Annotated in this window: 11 protein-coding genes and 2 pseudogenes; 2 read left to right on the top strand and 11 right to left on the bottom strand. The window is 67.7% G+C overall.

Annotated features, from left to right (window positions below):
- Window positions 1-30 precede the first annotated feature (30 nt).
- The 7 genes and pseudogenes from OH735_RS37425 to OH735_RS37395 all read right to left on the bottom strand — a co-directional run bounded on the left by OH735_RS37425 (window position 31) and on the right by OH735_RS37395 (window position 12,983).
- Window positions 31-1,140, bottom strand: a complete 1,110-nt coding sequence (locus OH735_RS37425) for a Gfo/Idh/MocA family protein (protein ID WP_406386224.1) — start codon at window positions 1,138-1,140, stop codon at window positions 31-33.
- Window positions 1,125-1,784, bottom strand: a complete 660-nt coding sequence (locus OH735_RS37420; RefSeq protein ID WP_326791527.1) for a ThuA domain-containing protein — start codon at window positions 1,782-1,784, stop codon at window positions 1,125-1,127. The genes OH735_RS37425 and OH735_RS37420 overlap by 16 nt, the downstream gene beginning before the upstream one ends.
- Window positions 1,785-2,013: 229 nt before the next feature.
- Window positions 2,014-4,959 (bottom strand): glycoside hydrolase family 2 TIM barrel-domain containing protein, encoded by a 2,946-nt coding sequence (locus tag OH735_RS37415; RefSeq protein ID WP_406386223.1) that lies wholly within the window; start codon window positions 4,957-4,959, stop codon window positions 2,014-2,016.
- Window positions 4,960-5,219: 260 nt separating this feature from the next.
- Window positions 5,220-5,444, bottom strand: a pseudogene (locus tag OH735_RS37410) (IS5/IS1182 family transposase); the annotation flags it as partial.
- A gap of 187 nt (window positions 5,445-5,631) precedes the next feature.
- Window positions 5,632-7,398, bottom strand: coding sequence for a glycoside hydrolase family 35 protein (locus tag OH735_RS37405; protein ID WP_406386222.1), 1,767 nt, complete (start codon window positions 7,396-7,398; stop codon window positions 5,632-5,634).
- Window positions 7,399-7,501: 103 nt separating this feature from the next.
- A pseudogene (locus OH735_RS37400) lies at window positions 7,502-7,690 on the bottom strand (putative PEP-binding protein); the annotation flags it as partial.
- A 457-nt stretch (window positions 7,691-8,147) separates the two neighbouring features.
- On the bottom strand, window positions 8,148-12,983 hold the full coding sequence (locus OH735_RS37395) for an Ig-like domain-containing protein (RefSeq protein WP_406386220.1): 4,836 nt from the start codon (window positions 12,981-12,983) through the stop codon (window positions 8,148-8,150).
- A gap of 329 nt (window positions 12,984-13,312) precedes the next feature.
- On the opposite strand from OH735_RS37395, the gene OH735_RS37390 reads away from it, so the two are divergent.
- Both OH735_RS37390 and OH735_RS37385 read left to right on the top strand, forming a co-directional pair.
- Window positions 13,313-14,335, top strand: coding sequence for a LacI family DNA-binding transcriptional regulator (locus OH735_RS37390; RefSeq protein WP_406386218.1), 1,023 nt, complete (start codon window positions 13,313-13,315; stop codon window positions 14,333-14,335).
- Window positions 14,336-14,459: 124 nt separating this feature from the next.
- On the top strand, window positions 14,460-16,730 hold the full coding sequence (locus OH735_RS37385; protein WP_406386216.1) for a WD40/YVTN/BNR-like repeat-containing protein: 2,271 nt from the start codon (window positions 14,460-14,462) through the stop codon (window positions 16,728-16,730).
- Here the strand turns inward: OH735_RS37385 and OH735_RS37380 are convergent.
- The 4 genes from OH735_RS37380 to OH735_RS37365 all read right to left on the bottom strand — a co-directional run bounded on the left by OH735_RS37380 (window position 16,649) and on the right by OH735_RS37365 (window position 21,113).
- Window positions 16,649-17,911: a Gfo/Idh/MocA family protein gene (locus OH735_RS37380; protein ID WP_406386214.1), complete on the bottom strand. Its 1,263-nt coding sequence runs from the start codon at window positions 17,909-17,911 to the stop codon at window positions 16,649-16,651. The genes OH735_RS37385 and OH735_RS37380 overlap by 82 nt on opposite strands.
- 16 nt (window positions 17,912-17,927) lie before the next feature.
- Window positions 17,928-18,830, bottom strand: coding sequence for a carbohydrate ABC transporter permease (locus OH735_RS37375; RefSeq protein WP_406386213.1), 903 nt, complete (start codon window positions 18,828-18,830; stop codon window positions 17,928-17,930).
- Window positions 18,827-19,732 carry a carbohydrate ABC transporter permease gene (locus OH735_RS37370; RefSeq protein WP_406386211.1) on the bottom strand — a complete coding sequence of 302 codons (906 nt, stop codon included), beginning with the start codon at window positions 19,730-19,732 and terminating at the stop codon, window positions 18,827-18,829. The genes OH735_RS37375 and OH735_RS37370 overlap by 4 nt, the downstream gene beginning before the upstream one ends.
- A 79-nt stretch (window positions 19,733-19,811) precedes the next feature.
- Entirely contained in the window at window positions 19,812-21,113 is a 1,302-nt protein-coding gene (locus OH735_RS37365; protein ID WP_406386210.1) for an ABC transporter substrate-binding protein, read from the bottom strand.
- Between the last annotated feature and the right edge of the window lie 78 nt (window positions 21,114-21,191).

Genomic DNA, 21,191 nt, shown 5'->3' with positions numbered 1-21,191 from the left:
GGGGCGGCCGAGGGGTGTCGACAGCGTCGGTCAGTGGCCGGGGCCGGTCACCGGAGCGGGCCGCTCGCAGGTGCTGGCGACCGGGAGTGCACGGCCCTGGTCCGCAGCGGCCATGAGGGTGAGCATGATGTCCAGGACGTGGGCGGCGAGTTCGGCAGAGGCGCGGTGCGGGCGCCCCTCCGCCAGGGCCTCGGCCAGGTCGGCAAGTCCAGTACCGCGGCCGCCGTCGCGGTGGCCGGCGCTTACGGGCAGGGTCTCCCAGCCGGGGCCGCGGTTGATGTCGACGGGTCCGTCGAAGCCGTTGGGGTCGGGCACGGACAGCGAGGCTTCGGTGCCGTGTACCTCGATCCGAGGCAGGCGAGCGGCCTTGACATCGAAGCTCATGACCAGGGTGCTGAGCGTTCCGTCGGCGTGCTCCAGGACGCCGGTGACGTGGGTGTCCACCTCCACTGAGAAGTTCTGTCCGGTGCGGGGGCCGCTGCCGATGGTGCGCTCGGCGCGCGGCCGGGACGAGGCCCCGGTCACCTTGACCACCGGGCCAAGCAGATGGACCAGGGCGGAGAGGTAGTACGGGCCCATGTCGAGTAGCGGGCCGCCGCCGGGCCGGTAGTAGAACTCCGGGTCCGGGTGCCAACTCTCATGACCGGCACAAGTCATGAAGGCGGTGGCGGCGACGGGATGGCCGATCAGGCCGTCGTCGACGGCCTTGCGGGCGGTCTGGGTGCCGGTGCCGAGGACGGTGTCGGGGGCACAAGCCACCCGCAGCCCCGCCTCGCGGGCTGCGGCGAGCACAGCCTCGGCCTCCTTGCGGTTGGCCGCGAGCGGCTTCTCCCCGTAGACGTGCTTGCCGGCGCCGAGGGCCGCGAGGGCAACTTCTGCGTGCGCGGCGGGTATGGTCAGGTTGAGCACGGCGTCCACGTCGTCCCGGGCCACCAGTTCGGCAAGGGATCCGACGACCGCGATCTTCCCTTCGTTTCCCGCTCCCCCGGCTGACCCCTCCTGGGCGAGTGTCTGGGCACGGTCCCGGTCGAGGTCGGTGACGGCTGTGAACTGAACGGACGACAGGCGATCCAGCGTGGCGAGATAGGCGCCGCTGATCTTGCCCGCACCCACGATGCCGATCTTCAGCGGCTTGCCCACAGCAGTCCCCTTTCGGTCATCGTGCGGACCTCCGGCACGTCGAAGTCGTCCGGCTTGTGCCCGATGGTCGAGACGAAGACCCGCCCCGCGCCCCAGGTCCGGGTCCAGACGGCGGGCATCACCACAGGTCGGTCGCGCAGTTCGTCGGACGGGAAGGTGGTGGTGGCCAGTACCTCGATGTGCGGGTCGGTGAGCACCCAATACTGCTCGGTGTGCACGTCGAAGTCGTGGAGCCCCGCGATGACAGGGTGCTCGGCCTGCTCGGGCAGCAGGTGCACGGTGTGGTCGAGGAAGCCCGGCGGGTGCATCACGAACCGGCCTCCGGTGAGCAGGTGGTAGCCGTGGTCGAGGAAGGAGTCGACGATGCCGCCGTGCCAGCCGGCCAGTCCGGTGCCGGCGCGGACCGCGGCGGCGAGGTTGTCGCTCTGCTGGCGGGTGATCGTGCCCATGGTCCAGCACTGCACGATCAGGTCGGTCTCGACCAGGCGCTCGGCGTCCTCGTAAACCGCGAGGTCCTCGGAGGTTTCGACGGCGAATCCGTGGTCCTTCAGGAAGGGGACGAACCCGTCGCTGATCGCCACAGGCTGGTGCCCGTCCCAGCCGCCGCGGACAACCAGCGCCCGCCGGGTGATGTCAGTAGTCAATGTAATTGCACGCTCCCATCGGTGCGAGAAATGAGATCCGGACTGAAGAGTCGTCCGAGGGTGTCAGCCGACCACAGCGGCGAAAATGTGCATGGCAGACTGCCCGGCCGTCGAGGTCTGGCTGCAGCCAGCGTGCCGGTTTCCTGGCTGTCCGCAGAGGCCACGGACATCCGGGACGGTGCGATGTGGACCGTCCCGACGAGGGTGTAGCCGAGGTCGTCACTGCCTGTCAGTCCACGGCGAATTCCACGGCGAAGGTCGCGGGGGCGGCGACCAGGACGTGCTGCGGTGACTGCGGCGGGCCGCACGAGGCGGTACCCAGGCCGTGGTGTTCGCTGTCCAGATGGAGACGGATCCGGCCGTCCGGACGCAGCTGGTTGTGGTGATCCGCGGCGGCGAGCGCCGCTGTGCCCCACGGCCGTGCGGTCAGGTCGATGACCGGGAGCCCGGAGATCAGCAGGCTGGGGCCGTGCGACGTGGTGATCCGTGCGTGGCGGACCTCGCGCCGGTTGCCGTTCTCCTGTGGCCGGACGTACGGGGTCTGCAGCGCCACGACGGTGGACCGGAAACGGCCGACGCGGCCGGCCGCCTGCGAGTCCCGATAGGCCTCGCCCGGGCCGCGTCCGAACCATTCGACGTCGGCGTCGGTGCCGAGCAAGGACATCGACACTCCCAGGCGCGGCAGCGGAACCGGCCAGTCGCCTTCGGGGGTGACCGTGACCTGGAGGCGCAGGCCGGTCGCGTCGGCGCCCGCCCCGGCTTGCCGCGTCGTCCAGCGGTAGACGATGCCCAGCCCGGAGCAGGAACCCGAGGCGGCCAGGCGAGCGCTGACCACCAGGCCCGACGGGCCGGGCTCGACGGTCAGGGTTCGGTGATGCATGCGGTCCAGGCCGGCCGCGCGCCATGCGGCGGCCTCCGCCGCCAGGCCGAGTTCGTCGTTGTCGGTCGGGGCACGCCAGACGTCCAGCCGCGGCCCCTCGAGATCCAGAGCGCCGAGCCGCGTCAGCGCGCCGGTTCGGCGGTCGAACCGGGCGACGCCGAGCGTGATGGCGTCCTCGCGGACGAGAGCGGCGGCCAGGGTGAAGTCCGTCGGCGGCGTGCTCGGCCTCAGCAAGCCCTGCCCCCAGCCGATCTCGTGACCGGCGTCGACCCAGCTCGCGTCCTCGGCGAGAGCGGCCCTGAGGGTAAGCCACACCTCGCAGCCGGAAGCCTCCTTGGCCGCGGCGTCGACCGCCGCGGCCAGGTCGTCGGGCCAGGGCACCAGCGTCTCGTTTCCCGGTGCGACGGGCGGTACGGACAACTCGCCGGATCCAACCGGCTTGCCGTCGTCTTCGACGGTCCAGGAGAAACGCAGGTATCCCGTGTCACGGCTGTGGTGGAGGCTGCGGATGCCAATCCGCCGTGTTGAGGCGTCGATGACGATCCGGACCGGTTCGATCACCTTCTTGTACTCGACGAGCCCCGGCGAGGGCGTCCGGTCGGGGAAGACCAGTCCGTCGGCCACGAAGTTACCGTCGTGGATCTCCTCACCGAAATCGCCGCCGTAGGCGTAGAACGGTGAGCCGTCTTCGGCGACCTGCGCGATGCCGTGGTCGATCCACTCCCAGACGAAGCCGCCGGCCAGCCTCGGATGCGACTCGAACACGGCCTGGTACTCGGCTAGAAGGCCTGGGCCATTGCCCATCGCGTGGGCGTACTCGCACGCTATGAACGGCAGACCGCGACGGTGCTCGTCTTCGGCCGGGTCGGTGGTGCGCTGCTCGCGGCCCCGGCCGATCGCCTCGACTTCGTCGATACCGGGGTACATCAAGCCGTAGATGTCGACGTAGGAACCGCTCTCGTTGTTGCCGGTGTAGTGGATCGGCCGGGAGTCGTCGTGTTCGCGGATCAGGGCGGCCATGGCAGCCAGGTTCTGCCCCGTACCGGCCTCGTTGCCCAGCGACCAGGCGACCACACAGGGGTGGTTCTTGTCCCGCTGCACCATGCGCTCGGCACGATCGAGATAGGCGGGCAGCCACGCGGGGTCGTCGCTGGGATTGCCGCGCCAGTTCGCGTACGCGAAACCGTGGGTCTCCAGGTCGCATTCGTCGAGGACCCACAGGCCGTGGGTGTCGCAGAGGTCCAGGAACCGGGTGTCCGGCGGGTAGTGGCTGGTTCGGACCGCGTTGACGTTGTGCTGCTTCATCAGCAGCACGTCGGCCAGCATGGTCTCCTCGGTGAGGGTCCGTCCGGTCAGCGGGTGCCATTCGTGCCGGTTGACGCCCCGGAAGGTCAGCGGTCGGCCATTGGCAGTCAGCACCCCGTCGACCACCGCGACGGTGCGGAAGCCGATCCGCAGGCCCACTCGCTCGCCGCCGGTGGTCAGACTGCCCTCGTAGAGCTTGGGCTCTTCGTCCGACCACGCGGTGACGCCCTCGAAGGTGTACGGTCCGGCGGGATCGGCGTCGATCAACCCGAGTTCGGGTATGGACAACCGGGCCGAGGGCGTGGTCCGGACCGACAGCGTGCCACGGCCGGTCCGGTGGTCGAAGTCGGCGCGGACGAAGAAGTCCTCGATCCCGCGGGCGATCACCGATACCGACCGGAAGATCCCCGACAGCCACCACATGTCCTGGTCTTCCAGATAGCTGCCGGAGGACCACTGGTGCACGCGCACCGCCAGCACGTTGCGCCCCGGGCACAGCGCGGACGAGATGTCGAATTCGGTAGGGAGCCGGCTCCCCTTGCCGTCACCGAGCCGGATCCCGTTGAGCCACACGGCGAAACAGGAGTCGACGCCCTCGAACCGGAGCACCGTGTCCTCGATCGGGAATCCGTCCGGCACGTCGAAGGCCCGACGGTACTCCCCGGTCGGGTTCTGCTCGGGAACTCGGGGCGGATCAACCGGAAAGGGATACTGGGTATTCGTGTAAGCCGGGGCACCGTAGCCCGGCTTGCCGGGAATCCCGGCCATCTGCCAGCACGACGGGACCTCCAGCAGTTCCCACGCGGCGTCATCGAAACCCGCCTCGGGCAGGCCCTCGGTCAGGTCGTCCAAGCCTGTGGCGAGCCGGAACCGCCAGGCGCCGTCGAGCGGGATCACCGGGGCGTCGGAGGTAAACGCCGCCCGCGGACGGAGCCGCCCGCTGCCGGGCGACCGGTCTTCGACGTATGCGGAGGACTCTGAAATGTTCATGAGCATCTCGACTTTCGACGTTTTCGTTGATCGTTGGGGTCGCCCAGGTGGGTGAGCAGGCGTCATTTGGGCGCTGTCACGTCGGCTGAGTCAGGTTTTCTCAGCGGTGATCACTTCCAGATTCCGTTGAGGACGAGGGCTGCTCGCGCGATGCCGCCGGTCCTGCTGGGGCTGAGCGTGATGTGTCGCAGGGTGCGCCATCTTTGCTTGAGCTCGGCGGCGGTGCGTTCTCCGAGGGCCCGGACGCGGACGCCCGCAAGGCGGCCCGACTCGATCAACGTGCCGTCCAGGACCACGTGCGTCATGTTTTCCTGCCGACATCGGGCCAGGACCTCGTGCAGGTCCGGGGCCTGATCGGCGAGGACGTCGATGCCCTCGTGCAGGTAGCGGTAGCCGGTGGCCTGAAAGATGCCGGCGTCGCGGGCCGGACAGTGCACGCAGCCGCGCTCGCGGAACCAGCGCAGCACCAACGCCGCCTGCCTGCGATCTCCTTATATCGTCTGCTCACTGTCGAGGACCCTTCGTCCATCAGTGACTATTCGATGCATCGCCACTACGGGATTGCGGAGAGCATGTCCGAAAGATCCCGTAAGCCTGTGATGTGACAGGCTGGGCGGGGCCCGGTTGAGTGGCCTTGACCAGCCGGGACGTCACGTCGGGCCCGCGGGCCCTTCAGCCCGTGAGGCCCAGATCGGGGCGGTCGCGGATCTCGACGGTCTCCCCGGTCTGGTGCAGTTCCAGGACTACGATCTCGTTGCGCCCGGTGCGCCACACGGGTGCTGGCGCGTAGAGGGTGCGCTGGGGACCGCGGTCCCAGTATCTGCCGAGCGCGAACCCGTTCAGCCACACCATGCCCTTGGTCCAGCCGGGCAGGGCGATGAAGCCGTCGGCAGGGGTTGGGAGATCCACCTCCGTGAGGTGGAACGCGGGGCCATCGGTCGCGAGCCGATCGAACTGAAGCTTCGTCAGGTCCCTGAGGGGCAGCGGACGGATCTCCCAGCCGAACTGGTACTGGGTGTCCAGGCGCACTCCGCCACTGATTCCCTTGCGGTCCTCCAGCCAGGGTCCGTAGTTGATCCGCCCCATGTTCTCCACCAGCACCTCCAGTTCGGCGCCGGCGGCGCCGATGCTGAGCGGCAGCCCGTCCATCGGACGGTCGCGCTCAAGGACTCCGAGCGGTGCACCGTCCAGGAAGACCTGCGCGCGGTCGGCGAGGCCGGAGATGCGGAGCGTCGCGTCCGGGAAGGAGCCACGCACCCGGGTGCGGTAGTGGATCAGCCCGTAGGCCTGGCCCAGGGCCTCCATGGGTTCGGGTGCCACCCGCTGGAGCGGCTCGGACAGGCAGTCCAGGGATTCTCGCAGCGAGGCCGTTCCGCTCGGCTTCAGCACTCGGGGGGTGAGCCTGGCGGGCAGGGCTGGCGGCTCGTGCCTGATCGGGCCGAAGTGCCGTGCGATCACGTTGCGGAAGGCGTGGAACTTCTCGGTCAGTTCTCCTGCTTCGCCGACGGGTGCGTCGTAGTCGTAGCTGGTGCAGGTGGGCTGGTAGGTGGCTCCGTCGTGGTTGGCTCCGTTCCACCAGCCGAAGTTGGTGCCGCCGTGGCCCATGTAGATGTTGACCGAGGCTCCTTGGGCGAGCATCCAGTCCAGGTCGTCGGCAGCTTCCTGTGCGTCACGGACGTGGTGGTGCTCGCCCCAGTGGTCGAACCAGCCGTGCCAGTACTCCATGCTCACCAGCGGGCCGGTCGGCTGGTGGCGGCGCAGCACGGCCAGGGAATTCTCAGGGCGGGAGCCGAAAGTTGCCGTGGCCAGGGTGCCGGGGATGTGCCCGCCGCGCTGGCAGGGGTCGGTGGCGCCGTCGGCGGTGAACAGCAGGCAGTCGGCGCCGCGGCGGACCAGGCCGTCCCGAAGGTGCTGCAGATATGCGGTGTCGGTGCCATGGCTTCCGTATTCGTTCTCGACCTGCATGGCCACCACGGGACCGCCGTTACTGGACAGCAGTGGGACGAGGACGGGCAGCAGCACATCGAACCAGGCGTCCACAGCGGTGAGGTAGCGCTCGTCGGTACAGCGCAGTCGCAGGTCGGGATCCGCGAGCAGCCAGGCGGGCAGGCCGCCGAACTCCCATTCCGCACAGATGTAGGGGCCCGGCCGGACGATCACGTCCAGCCCGAGGCCGCCGGCGGTGGTGATGAAGCGGGCGACATCGGCCGGGCCTGTGAAGTCGTGCTGCCCAGGGACTGGCTCGTGGAGGTTCCACGCGATGTAGGTCTCTACGGTATTCACGCCCATGGCGCGCAACCTGCGCAGACGGTCGTCCCACAAGTCGGGGTGAACGCGGAAGTAGTGAATGGCGGCGGAGATGATCTGGTGGGGCCGGCCGGCGCGCAAGAAGCCGGAGTCGGTGACGGTCAGCTGGACGGCGGGGCGAGTCGCGCTCACTGCTACTCCTGGGTGGGTGGAGAGGTGCGTCATGTACCAGTCGGCCGCGCGACGCGCTCGCGTGAGCCGTCGAGGCCGACGCCGATCAGTTTGAGCACGGTGGTCACCTGCTTTCGGGCGCGTCGGGCGTCGTGGTCAGGGCGGCGCGGCCCACCTCGAGGCCGGCCGCCGGGATCCGGTACGGCGAGCAGGAGATGTAGTCCACGCCGGTGCGGTGGATGAAGTGGACAAAGTCTGGGGTGCCCTCGTGCTCACCGCACACTCCGGTCGGAGTTGGCAGAGCGGCCCTACCGGACGGACGACTTGATCAGGTTCGTCACGCTGTCGCGGTTGGTGCTGAACCAGTGGGCGAACTCGTCGAGAGCGCTGCGATCGCGAACAGCGAGGCACCGACGCGGGTCATCCATCGGGGTGCCAACGTCCCTCGCTTCCTCTCCCCATACATGTCATGATTCCCCTTTCTCATGTTCATCCCATCTGTGATGCGGGACTACAACGTTGTGTTTCCGTGCATCGGGCCGCCGACAAAGGTTGTCTGGTTCGCGAAGTACGAGTTTGGGGTCCGCTCCCCCGTGGGTGCCCTCTGGGGTGTGGACCGGCACGGTCAGGTCGGCTTGCGCGCGGTAGTCCGAACGGCGATTCCAGCTGCGAGGCTGTGCCTCCATCCAACCAGTTCCGAGTGCGAACTGGACACGGCTTGTGCCCGGCGCCGCCCGCGGGGGCCACACCGGGCACAAGCCGGCGTTCCACTAAAGGCGAACCGTCACGATGGCCTTCGCCTTCACGGACGTGCCACCGATGGTGCCGGTCGCAACGAACCAGCCCTCCTTGGCGACGTCCGCGGCTGACACCGGGTCCCAGCTGACGGAGACGGTGTCGGTGGCGCCGTCGGTGTAGACGGCGTTCACCTCTGCAGGCAAGGACGGGAGCTGTCCGACAGTCGTGTCGACCGCGACGGAGGCCGTGCCGACGACGGCGCGCTCAGTCTGCGGTCCGTACACCTGGAACTCGGCCAATCCGCTCTCGCCGCCGGGCGTGACGTTGTCGTACGTCTTGTTCGGGTCGATGGTGAACTTGATCCAGGACGTGGTGATCGGAGGGTCGAACTTCACGACATTGTCCGGTTGGCCCTCCCACTTGATGTCGGTCACCATCCGGCTGCCGCCCTCCCATTCGAGCAGGCCCTCCCCGGCGTGATCGACGAGCGCACCGCGGTCGACGAGATTCACCCTGTCGATCTGGATGGGACGGGGGAACGTCAATGTGATCCAGGGCATCACATCCACCTTCTTGGCAGCCCACGCGGTCGTTCGATCGTCGTCTGTCGCCTTCGTGCCCATGTACCGCGGGTCCGGATTGTTCCCGTCCGGATTGCCGGACCGATCGCGCACGGACGAGGTCGTCACAGCGGCAAGACTCGCCAGGTTGTTGCCGACGGCCTTGATCGTCTGCGTTCCGGTGCGGACGGTCACTCCATCCAGCGTCACCGTTGCATCCACGGTCGCCGTGAACGAGCCGTTGATCGGTTCGCTCAGCACGATCACGTCGCTTCCGGGAACCTGCTTCAGCCTGCTATCGCTGAAGGCGTATGAGACCTCGGCCTTCGACAGGTTGGCCTTCGCGCCGCTGTCCATGACTCCCTCGAGCGTGGCGACGATCGGAGCCCCGACGCGGATCTCGCCGGCGCTCAGCTTCAAGGCCGCCGATCTGAGGAACGTCGGGAAGGAGATGCGCCCCTCCGAGTCCACGTCCACGTACAAGAAGGCGCTGGCCCGGTATCCATTGCGGACGGCGTCCACCATGATTCTGGTGCGCCCTGGCCCTGCAGCCGCGTTCGCTCCTCGTGCGTCGATCGTCGCGACGGCGGGGTTCTCGCTTCGGAAGGCGAGCTCGCGGGGTGAGAGATCCAGCCCCTCGCCCAGGAAGGACTCGCCGCGCACGCCGACGCTAGCGGATGTTCCGTCCGCGCCGACCGAGCCGTCGAGCGTGATGCCGCTCAGCTGGGTGAGGTCGCGCAGCGAGTGCACCTGAACTTCGAGGATGTCCACGGGCTTGCCGTCCTGGCCGCCGCCGGGGAACGAGACCCGAACGTAGCGCGCTTGCACGCTGGCGTGCGCGGGGTCGACGGGGTAGTTGTAATACAGTCCGTCCTGCTCCCAGCCATACAGCGTGGTGTCGTTCTTCGGCACGGCCTTGGTGTTCCTCGATGTCGGCAGGCCGCCGCCGGACAGCTCGCTGGTCTGCGTTCCCGCGGTCCAGTCCTGCCCGTCCTTGCTGTACTCGATCTTCACCTGCTTCGGCACGTTGGTGTACGTGACGTTGTCCGCGTTCGGCATCCGATGGTTGAAGAACACGTTCACCCGGGTGAGGTCCTGCAGCGACTTCAGGTCGTACGTGATGCTGCCGTCCTGCCCGGCCGGGATCGTCCATTTCGATGCGTTGGCGCCGGATGCGTCGTTGATGGTGCCGTCGGAGAGCGCCTTGGCGTGATCCTGATCGACGGACACCTCGGGCACGATGCCCTTGGCGGCGTTGGCGTCGGGGAGCACGCTGACGAAGTTGCGGCTGGTGGTGAAGGTCTTGCCGTTCACGGTGACCTCGGCCCAGTAGCCGTACATCGTCGAGCGGTCGACCGTGCCGGTCACCTGCAGGACGCCGTCCTTGACCGCGAACGGCACCTTGTCGGCCGAGACCTCCTTGATGTCGATCTTGCCGGTCGGGATGTTGCGGCGGCCGTCGACGGTTGCGTAATGGTAGGTGACGTTCGACGGATTCAGCACGTCGACGGATCCGCCCTTCTCGGTGAACCCTTCGAAGGTTACGGGAACCTGCTGACGCGCCTGCAGTTCCTTCCAGAACCCGGCGCCGCCGGTGCTCATCGATACGCCGCTCAGCGGGAGGTCCGGCGAGATCGCCCCGCCCCGGACGACCACCGGGTAGGTGTCGGTCCTGACCTGAGGATCGTGCACGCCGTCCTTGTACGTCGCCCTGACGGTGATCGTCGCGGTGCCGTCCTGCTTCGCCCAGATCTTCCCGCTCTCCCCGCTGGGGGACGCGACCGACTCGTTGTCGCTGCTGTAGGTGATCTCCGCCGGCGCGAGCACGTTGGCGAAGCCGTTCATGTACGCCTCGGCTCGCAGCTGCAGGTAGCGCGGATCCTTCTGGCTGCTGAACGCCTTGACGCTGCTGAGCGAATAGCTGCGCGCCTTGCTCTTCGTCGTCACCTTGATCACGGTGTCGATCGGATCCGTCTTGACCATCGACGTGTCGATGTCGACGTAGTAGGCATCGCCGGCCTTCGTCGACGTGAACGGAAGGGACTTGCCCTCGTTCAGCCATTCGATCTTGTCGACCGGGGCCGTGAACGGGCCGATGCCGCTCATCCGGGCCTGACCGGTGAAGCCGGACTTGGCCGTCCCGGCGATCTGGTTCTTGATCATGTGCAGGTACACGAACTGGTCGCGAGACATTGCGTAACCCCAGTCGGGACCCTGTCCGTGTGCGATCGCCTTCTGCGGATCGTCGTACCATCCCGGCTTGCGCGTGTAGTCCAGGGTGTACGGCGTCGTGCCGTACAGGGACTCGTGCAGATCAGGGCCGCCCTTGTTCGTCATCCACGAGACGATGCCCTGCCGCATGTCGGACAGCTGCTGAGACGAGATCGGCACCATCGAGAAGATGTTGTCGTTGTCGAGGTTGCTGCTCAGGTTGTCCATGCCGCGGGTGACCGTGATCGACAAGTCGTAGTTCATCACGTAGCCGTGGCCGTACTGGTTGATGAGTTCCTTGGCCGCCTCGCTCCAGGCGTCCCGCTCATTGCCCTTCGCGTACTGCGTCCAGATGTCGAGCGCGGTCGTGTACGGATCGTTCCACTCCTCGTGGGCGACCTTGCGGCCCTGCGGGAGGACGCCGGCGGCCCAGCCGCCGTCGTTGTACGGCTCGCTGTTCCAGAACGGGCGCTCGTACAGCGTGATGTCCTGGTCACCGGTCTGCGGGTTGGGGTTGGCGTCGATCAGCACGCGGTCGTTGTAGTTGCGCGCCGAGCTCCATGCGACGTCGGTGTTCGCGTACGACTGAGGGTTGCCGTCAACGAACACGTACCACGGGTTATACCGCGCGACCAGGTTCTGAATATCGCTCTCCGGGGTCTCGCGCCCCTCGTACGCGGACGAAAGGTAGACGCCGAACTTCAGGCCGTAGCGCTCCGCGGCCTCCTTCGCCTGCTGGACGCGGTCGCGCACCTTCCAGCTGCCGTCCGCAGCCTGATAGAGAGCGCCGTACTTGAACAGCTTGTTGCTGTTGTCGGGGGTCAGGTTCGCGTTCGGGGAAGGCCAGTAGTAGATCGTGTTCTGGAGGCTCTCCGTGGAGAGCGTCGTCATCCCCATCTCTTTCGCGGTCCGGGCCCACTCGTCGTAGTTGTAGTTCGGGTCGTACAGGTTCGGCATGGTGCCGGTCGTGTGCGACAGGGCGGACATCTTGCCGTCGATGAACCAGTCGACGGGGTTCTTCCTGACCGTGATGGTGTACTGCCGGGTTGCTGACGCACCGTCGGCGTCGGTGGCCTCGACGGTGAAGGCGTAGTCCTTGGTGCGGTTGCCGTGAGCGCCGTCGGCGACGGTTCCCTCGATGCGCCCGTCCGCGGTGAGCTTCAATCCCGGAGGGAGCTCGCCCTCGGCAAGCCTCCAGGTGTACTTGGGCGCGCCTCCGGAGGCCTGGAAAGTGAACGCGGACGCCTGCGGCGCGATGGCGGAGTTGTTCCGTTTTCCGTCGATGGTGGCCACCATGCCGACATATGGGTTCTCGTCGTATGCGTAGGGGAGGGCGTTGCTGGGGTAGTCGTTGGCGGGGACGTTCGCGTTCCGGGTCTCGAACGCCTTCTTGTCGATGTCGAGGCCACGCGTGACGATCTTCAGGTCGTGATCGGTGCCGCCGGACACGGAGTAGGTGAGGTCCGGCACCTCGTTGCCGCTCGTGTCGGAGAGGCGGGAGTAGAAGCCGAGGTAGTTCTTGTTCGAGCTGGGGTTCTTGTGCTGGATCTCGATGATCAGCTTGTTCCATCCGGCCTTGAGCGACACGGCGTAGCGGTTTCCGGTCTTGCTCAGCCGGCCGGGGACCGAGGTCTGCGATCCGACGGACGCATCGTTCGCGAAGAGGCGGTAGACGCCCGATCCGCCGACCTGCCACTGCACCGTCCTGTCGGCCGGGCTGTGGACGTACGTTGCGGCGAGGACCCACTTGTCGGTGGTGGGCCGCCCCTGCTTCACATCGAAGTAGCCCATCAGGTCGTTGTAGTCGTCGTAGTTCCGGTTGAAGATCCGGTCGTCGAAGTACTGCCAGGTGGACTTCTCCGTGCCGGAGGGCGCCTGTACCGCCCCGTCCGGCTTCGGGGTGACGGCGCTCGGGTCGTCGCCCACGACGGGATCCGTGAACGGACCGGAAACCAGCCACTGGTTGAGATAGGGGGCTGTGCCGCCGGTCTGTTCGGCCCGTGCGGGCGTCGCAGGCGTCAGGCACCCTGCGATGATCACAGCCGCTGCGGCAAGCACTCCCGCTGCGGTGCGCCGGAGGGCTCTCTGTCTCTTCATCGTTGGCGTCCTTACTCGTCACCGAGAGGGGGAGGAGGGGAGATAACAGGAGTCTCCGAGAGGTAGACGCGGTGCTTGACGGGAGATCCCCGCCCCAGTAGATCAGATTCATTCCAACGGAGCAAGGAAATAACTATGATTAAACATCGAAACTTCCAGGCAATATGCTCGATGTATCTGATCTGTGCTGATGAGCGCGGATCACGTTCTGACGGTCTGCGAGGACCTGAAGGATCCGTGCCGGCAGTCGAGCTCCCCGGCGGGACCGGACGAGCTGTGGACGGCAGGGGAGGACCAGAGCGCGCGATATTCGCGGTGGGAGGACGGGCATGACGGATCGGGATCCACGCGCGGCGACGCCCTATCGCCCCACGCTGTCGGCGATCGCGCAGCAGGCCGGTGTGTCGATCGCCACCGTCTCGAAGGTCCTCAACCACCGGCCCGACGTGTCGGCGCAGACCAGGCGCAGGGTGGAGCAGCTGCTCGACCACCACGGTTACCCGCGCCGCGACCGGGAACAGCCGTGGCTGGCCCGCAGCAACCTCGTCGATGTGCTGATGATCGGGATGGACGACCCTTGGGCGTCGCAGGTGCTCTCCGCGTTCGAGGCCGCCGCCCGCGAGGCCGGGCTCGGCATCGTGCCGGCGCCGGTCGGAGCGACGACCGTCCCCGGCGAGGTGCTCCGGCGGATCCTCGCGCGCGGTTCCCGCGGCATGATCTTCGTGTTCGCGGACCTCGCCCCTCGGCAGCGCGCGCTGCTCGAGACGGCGCAGGTGCCGTATGTGCTGGTCGGTCACGGAGAGGCCGTCCCCGACGGTGTGCGCACGGTCGGCATCGACTACCGGGCCGGTACGCGCGTGGCCACGGAGCACCTGATCGACCTCGGCCGGGAAAGGATCGCGCTGATCGTCGGGAGCCGGGGTCGGCTGTACGACGAGGACCGGGTTGAGGGCTACCGGGATGCGCTCCGGGAGCGGGGCATCGTCGTGGATCCGGCGCTCGTGCGCACCATGGAGGTGTTCTCCGAGGACTGCAGCCGGGCTGAGACGCTGGGGCTGTGGGCCCTCGACGAGCCGCCGACCGCGATCGTCGCGGGGACGGACATGATCGCGGTCGGCGTCTTCGCCGCGCTGCAGGAGCTGGGCCTCAGGCCCGGCCAGGACGTCGGCGTCGTCGGCTTCGACGGCCGCCCGGAGGCCGCGTGGCTGAGGCCGCCGCTCACGACCATCAGCCAGCCGCTGGACGAGATCGCGCGCGCCGCGATATCGCTGCTCACGGACGAGCGTGCGGGGTGGACCCACACGGTGCGGGGCACGTTGGTGATCCGGGGCAGCACCGTGCCGCGCTCCTGAGCCCCGAAAATCTTTCGCGGCTCAGGAGCGCCGTCAGAGCTTTGGCCCCCTGCGCCCGCTGGATACCGTGGTGTTCGGCGCTCGGGCGATACAAGCGGGGAGCTGTGAAGGGATCGTGGGCGGAATGGAATGGCACTGGCAGCAGAGCGTCTTCGGCGGGGGCGGCTATATCACAGGGCTCGCCCTCGACCCCTTCGATCCGCGCCGCCTGTACGCCCGCTGCGACGTCGCCGGAGCGTTCGTCTCCACGGACGGCGGCGTGCGCTGGGAGCCGCGAAACGCCGGGCTCGCCGAAGTGCATACGCACATGGTGGCTGCCCTGGTGCCCTCCCCGGATCAGCCCGGCCTGGTGCTGCGATGCTCCGGCGACGCACGGGGTGGGAGAACCTACGGCAGCATCCACCGGAGCACCGACCATGGCAGGAGCTGGACCGAGGTCAGCCGCGACGTCGATTTCTACGGAAACGGCCCGACCAGGATGTTCGGCGAGATCTGCTCCTTCGATCCGCATCAGCCGGGGCGAGTGCTGGTCGGCGGGTACCGGGCGGGTGTCTGGAGCAGCGACGACGCAGGGCTGAGCTGGCAGCGCGTCGCCTTGCACGGGGAGCGGATCGCGACGATCCGGCACCATCCCCAGGTGCCCGGGCTGGTCTACCTCGGCACGGTCGGCGACAGCTGCCTGGACGGGCTCTGGGCGCTGCGGGACGCGCCGATCGCCGACCTGGTGCTGGAGCACGGCGACATGCCACGCGGAGACGACGGCTCGCTGTACCGGTCGAGGGACGGCGGGCGCAGCTGGGAGCTGATGCACCGGCGCCCGGGCTGGTCGGTGACCGGAATCGACGCGATCCCCGGCCGCCCGGGCGGACTGGTGCTCTCCGCCGGCGACGGGGTGCACTGGTCGCACGACGGCGGCGCGACGCTCACGGAGGCTCAGGGGCTGGAGGCGGGAAAGTCGCACAGCTTCGTCCGGGCGGATCCGCATCGCCCCGGAAGGTTCCTCACCGCCCCGCACGACGGCGCACGCGACGTACCGTTGTACGAGTCGACCGACGAGGGGATCGGCTGGCATGTGCTGCGCGAGCACCATGGCAGGGAGCATCTGCACCGCTATCCGTCCTACATCGATCATCCGCGATCGATCGGCGGAGGGATCAGCGACGTCGTCTTCCAACCGGACTTCCCGGACAGGTTCTACATGACCGGGTATTTCGGCGTCTCGCGCAGTGACGACGGGGGTGAGAACTTCACCGGCGAAGGCTTCCAGGGGACCGAGACGCTGTGCGTCGAGAGCGTCGTCTCCGACCGCGTCGGCGGGCGGGTGTACGCGACGCTGTGTGATCACACGTCGGCGGTTTCGGATGACGGCGGTCTGACATACCGGCCGTTCGCGGCGAGCCCGGCGCCGACGTCGGCGCTGGCGGTTTCGCCGCACGATCCGGATCTGGTGCTGTGGGGCTCGGGCAGCAAGCGGCCGTTCCACCGCGACGCCTTCATCCTGCGCACGACCGACGGCGGGCGCAGCCACACGATCGTCCGCACGTTCGCCGGGCGCCGCTTCGTCCAGGCGCTGGCGGCCGACCCGCATCGGCCCGGCCGGTTCTTCGCCTTCGTCGACGGCGACGTCGCCGCCGAGGATGACTCCGCGGGGCTGTATCGCAGCATTGACGCAGGGGAGAGCTGGCAGCGGATCCCCAGTCCCTTCCCCGGCACGCTGCACCGGTTGCCGGTCGAGGAGGACTGGATCGAAAGCGAGCTGCTGCCCTGCGTGGTGTATCAGAAGCGAAACGCGAACGGAACGAATCAGCTGATGGCCTGCGACCCGCACCGTCCCGGTCTGCTGTACGTCGGTGAGTGGACGACGGGGCTGTATCGCAGCGAGGATGCCGGCGAATCCTGGGTGCGCGCGGACGCCGGCCTGCCCTTCGCGCGCTCACGGCTGTCGGTGCTCTCGCACGTCCTCGCGGATCCGCTGCACGATGGCCGGCTGTATGCCGGGTTCGTGCGCGAGGGGCTGTGGCGCAGCGACGATCGCGGTGAGAGCTGGACGCGGATCCTGGGCGAGGACGCGACCAGGAACGCCACCTCCGTCGCGGTGGCCGACGACCGCATCGTCGTGGTGAGCGAGCCGATGTGGTGGACGGGCACGCCTTCGCACGTGTGGTGCAGCGAGGATGGCGGTCACTCCTGGCAGGACATCCACCCGGCCGAACAGGGTGCCGTTCGCTGGAAGGGCGTCGTGCTGGATGCCGAGGGCCGGATCCACGCGGGATCCGGCGGCAACGGCATCTTCACAGCCCGTCTCGCAGGTGGTCAGGGGCGTGCGGGGGCGGCGGGCAGCGACACGATGGTGCCGGTGCGCCGGGCCTCCTCGGCGGCGAACACCACCCGATGACTCGCCATGCTCTGGGCGATGCTCGTCGAGAGCTGCTCGGGCGAGGCGGTCCGCAGTGCCGAGATGAACGCCTCGATGAGCCGCAGGTCGCCGCCGCCGTGCCCGGCCGCGGCGTCGAAGCCCAGCTCGTCGGTGTCGTAGACCGTGGTCTGCAGCGTGCGGAAATCGTAGACGCTGATCATCCGGCCATCGCCGGTGATCTGCCCGGCGGTGCCGAAGAGGCGCGTCTTGCGGTTGGTCCCCTCAGTGAACGCGGAGAGCGTGAAGCTCGCGAGCCGCCCGTCGGTGAACTCGAGCTGGACGGTCTGGTGGTCGACCACGTCGTTGTCGCAGAGGTACGCGCAACGCCCCCAGGGGCCCGTCTCCAGCGCCCGGTCGATCGCCTCGGGCGTCACTTCGCCGGCCATGACGAGCGCGTTGTACTCCTCGGCCGAGCCCGGGTTGTCCAGGCCGCGGCGATAGAACCGCACGGCCGAGAACGCGCACGACGACTCGACAGGGCATGTCATGCAGCGGTCGGATGCCCCAGCCGGACGGGACTCGGGTCGGAAGTACCCGAGCGATCCGAACGACGTCACCCGCTGCACCGGCCGGCCCATGATGTAGAGCAGCCAGTCGATGTCGTGGCACGACTTCGCCAGCAACAGGCTGTGGCTGGTGGCGGACTGACGCCAGTTGCCCCGCACGAATGAGTGCGCGAAGTGCAGATGCCCGACCGGCTCGAGGTGCTCGATCTGCATGATCTCGCCGATGGCTCCGGAGTCGAGGAGCTCGCGCAGCTTCTGCGTGTACGAGGTGTATCTCAGCACGTGGCACACCGTCACGCTGACGTTGTTGCTGCTGGCAGCGGCCTCGATGTCGTCGCAGTCCTCCGGGCTGGTGGCGATCGGCTTCTCCAGCAGGGTGTCGTAGCCCGCCTCCGCGAACGCGACGCTCGCGTCGCGGTGCTCCTGATCGGGCAGCGTGACGATCACGGCGTCAGCGAGGCGCGGCTGCGCGGCGAGTTCACGCCAGTCGCCGAAGACCTGCGCGCCGGGGAATTCGCGGGTGAAGCGGGCCACTGTGGTCGGGTTCGGCTCGGCCACCGCGACGATCTCGACGCCGGGGATCCCGGCCGCCCCCGATGCGTAGGCATGGCCGCGCATTCCGGCGCCGACCACGGCCAGGCGGATGTCTCGCATGCTTCCGATGGCGGCGTCATCCCTTTGCTGCGCCACTGAGCAGTCCCTTCACGAAGTATTTCTGCAGGAAGATGAACAGGATCACGATCGGGATCGTGGCGAGCACCATGAAGGCGAACACCGCGCCGTAGTTCGACACGTGCTCGCTGATCTGGCGGTAAATGCCGACGGTGACCGTGCTGCCGCTGGCCGGGCCCAGGATGATCAGCGGGGTGATGAAGTCGTTCCACAGGCCGACCGCCAGGAAGATGATGACGCTCGCTCCGGCCGGGCGCAGCAGCGGGAACACGATCGCCCAGAACGTGCGGACGGGCCCCGCCCCGTCGATGGCCGCCGCCTCCTCGAGCTCCTTCGGGATGGTCCGCATGAATCCCGTGAACACCAGCACCCCGAACGGCAGATTCCCGGCGACGTAAACGGTGATCAATCCGAGCACCGAGCCGATCAGCCCGAGATCCCGCATCATGCGCAGTAGCGGCAGCAGCGTCGTCGCCTGCGGGATCATCAGGCCGAGCGGGATGGCGACCCACAGCGCCTTCGCGAACCAGCTGGTCGATCGCACCATGTAGTGCGCCATCATCGCGGCGACGATGGTCGAGATCACGGTGGCGGTGACGGTGATCTGGACGCTGTTGATCAGGCCGGTCCAGAACAGCCCGTCGGAGCGGGTGAGCACGTCCACGAAGTTCTGCAACGTCAGCGGCCCGGCGGGGATACCGGGGTACCGGTAGATGGCGTCCTGCGTCTTGAACGAGTTCAGTATCACCAGGCAGATCGGATAGATGAAGATTACCGTGACGACCAGCGCGACCAGCGTGCGGGTCAGCCCGGCGCGGCCCATGTCGACACTGGTCTTGCGTCGCCTGCGACGCGCGCGGCCCTGGTCTTCGTTGACGGCGACCGGTTCTGCCGTGATCACAGGTCCACCTCTCGCTTGCGCATCAGCCGGATCGAGAGCAGCGAGATCGCCGCGATGATGAGGAACATCACTGCCGCCTTCGCGGCGCCGTAGGCGATAGCACCGGAGTCGATCCCGGTTCGTATGACGTCGAAGGAGAGCGTCGACGTGGTGCCGACGCCCGGCCCGCCGTTCGTCATCACCTTCACCTGGTCGTAGATCTTGAAGCCGCCGATCATCGACAGCACGGTCATGATGGTGACGGAGGGCGCCAGCATCGGCCAGGTGATGGTCCAGAAGCGGCGCACCGGGCCCGCGCCGTCGATGGCTGCCGCTTCGAGCAGTTCCTTGGGGACGCTTTGCAGCCCCGCGAGATACAGCACCACGCACATGCCGACCGCCTGCCAGGCGACGATGCCGCCCACGCTGTACAGCGCGAGCGCGGGATCGGACAGCCAGCCGGGCGGATCCGGAATGAAGGATCGCAGGGCCGAGTTCACCAGGCCGTCATTCTTGAGCAACTGCTGCCAGATGACCGCGACGACGACCGAGGACAAGATGACGGGAATGAAGAAGACGGCCCGCATCGCGTTGAAGGCCCACCCGCTCCGATCCAGCAGCACCGCGATGGCGAGCCCGACTGCGTTCGGCACGATGGCGCTGATGATCGTGAGGATCACCGTGTTCCGGAGGGTCTGCATGTACGCCGGATCGGAGAACAGTCGGGCGTAGTTGTCGAACCACACGAACGAGGTGGTGACCCGGTAGGCGCTCTCGTTGGTCAGGCTCGACCAGAACGCCATCAGCAGCGGCCAGAGCACGAACGTCGCGTAGAGCGCGGCACCGGGCACGGCGAAGAGGAGGAAATGGAGCGGACTGCGCGGAATCAGCCGGCGCTTGGTCTGCGTGTGCGTGGATGACATGTTCTTCCCGATCTGGCTTCAGGAACGGCGATGGCGCCGTGCATGGTCGGCACCATCCCCGTCTCGCTGTGAGCCGTGACTACTTCTGCGCGGCCGCGTACTGCTCGTCGAGGTGCTGGGCGAACTGCTTTGGCGTCTTCTTGCCCGTCAGCAGGTCGACGTTGGCCGCGGTCATCAGGTCGTTGAATCCGGGCGGCAGCGCACCGTCGCCGGTGATGTTGCCCCAGGCCGGTACCGTGGCCTTGGCGGCCGCTGCCGTGGCGTAGCCATCCGCCATCTCCTTGTAGAGCGGGCCGACGTCGTCCGGGATCTTGTAGCCCTTCACCGAGATGACCCCGCCGTCGGTGATCACCGTCTCGTCCAGGTTCTTCTTGTCGGTCGCGAACGCAAGAGACCACTTCTTGGCGAGCTCGACGTTCTTCGACTTGGCATTCACGTTCATGCCCGGGCCGGTAACCACGGGGATGGCGGCCTTGCCGCCGTCGCTCGGCCAGCCGAACACGCCGATGTCGGTGCGCTTCGCCTTGTCCGCGGCGGCGGTGAACCACGAGCCCATCGGGTACATCGCGGCCTTGCCGCCGAGGAACGCCTGCTCGAGGTCCGCATAGGGACGAGTCATCGCGTCGGGGTCGCCGTAGCCGGCCTTCATGAGGTTCGCCACCTTCGTGGCGGCGCCGACGAATGCCGGATCGGTGAACTTCACCTCGTTCTTCTCGCGCTTCACGAACCAGGCGGGGTCGGCGATCAGCACGTCTGCCGCCACGGCGGCGTTCAGCGCGAACACGGTCGCCCAGGTGTCTTTGCCGCCGCCACCGATCTCGAACGGCGCGATGCCCGCGGCCTTCAGCTTCGCGCTGTCGTCACGCAGCTCGGCGTAGGTCTTCGGCGGCGCGCTGATGCCGGCCTTCGCGAACAGGTCCTTGTTGTAGTAGACGAGCGGGATAGCCTGCGCGCCAGTGGGTATTCCGTAGAACTTGCCGTTGATCGTGCCGGATGTGAAGTCGGTGATGCCTGCGGCCTCCAGCTCGGCGCGGGTGTACTCGGCGAGCTCGCCCTTCTGCGCGAGGCCGTTCGCGATGCCGGTAGCGAAGATGTCCGGCGCCTGGCCCGATGCGAACAGCTGCTGGGCGTAGGCCGGCGTATTCTCGCCGACCACCTTCTTGATGGTGACTCCCGGCACCTTCTCGGACGCGCGCTTGATCGCGGCGTCCCAGTACTCGGGAGTGAGGTTCGGGGACTCGGAGACGAGGAAGGTCAGGGTGACGTCGTCACCGGAATCGGATGATGCGGGCGCACCGGCAGTGCAGCCAGTGAGCGCGAGGGCTGCCGCGGCGACGGAGCCCAGGATCACGTATCGCGTCCTACGCCGTTGTGTACGCATGGGTGTCTCATTTCTTGGTGCCAGGGGGCCCGTGTCAGCGGGGTGCGACACGTTGCACAAGGTTTCCCAAAGTGATCC

The sequence above is a fragment of the Streptomyces sp. NBC_01618 genome, assembly GCF_045209435.1.
Taxonomy (GTDB): domain Bacteria; phylum Actinomycetota; class Actinomycetes; order Streptomycetales; family Streptomycetaceae; genus Streptomyces.
This window is presented reverse-complemented; position numbering and strand designations above follow the sequence as displayed.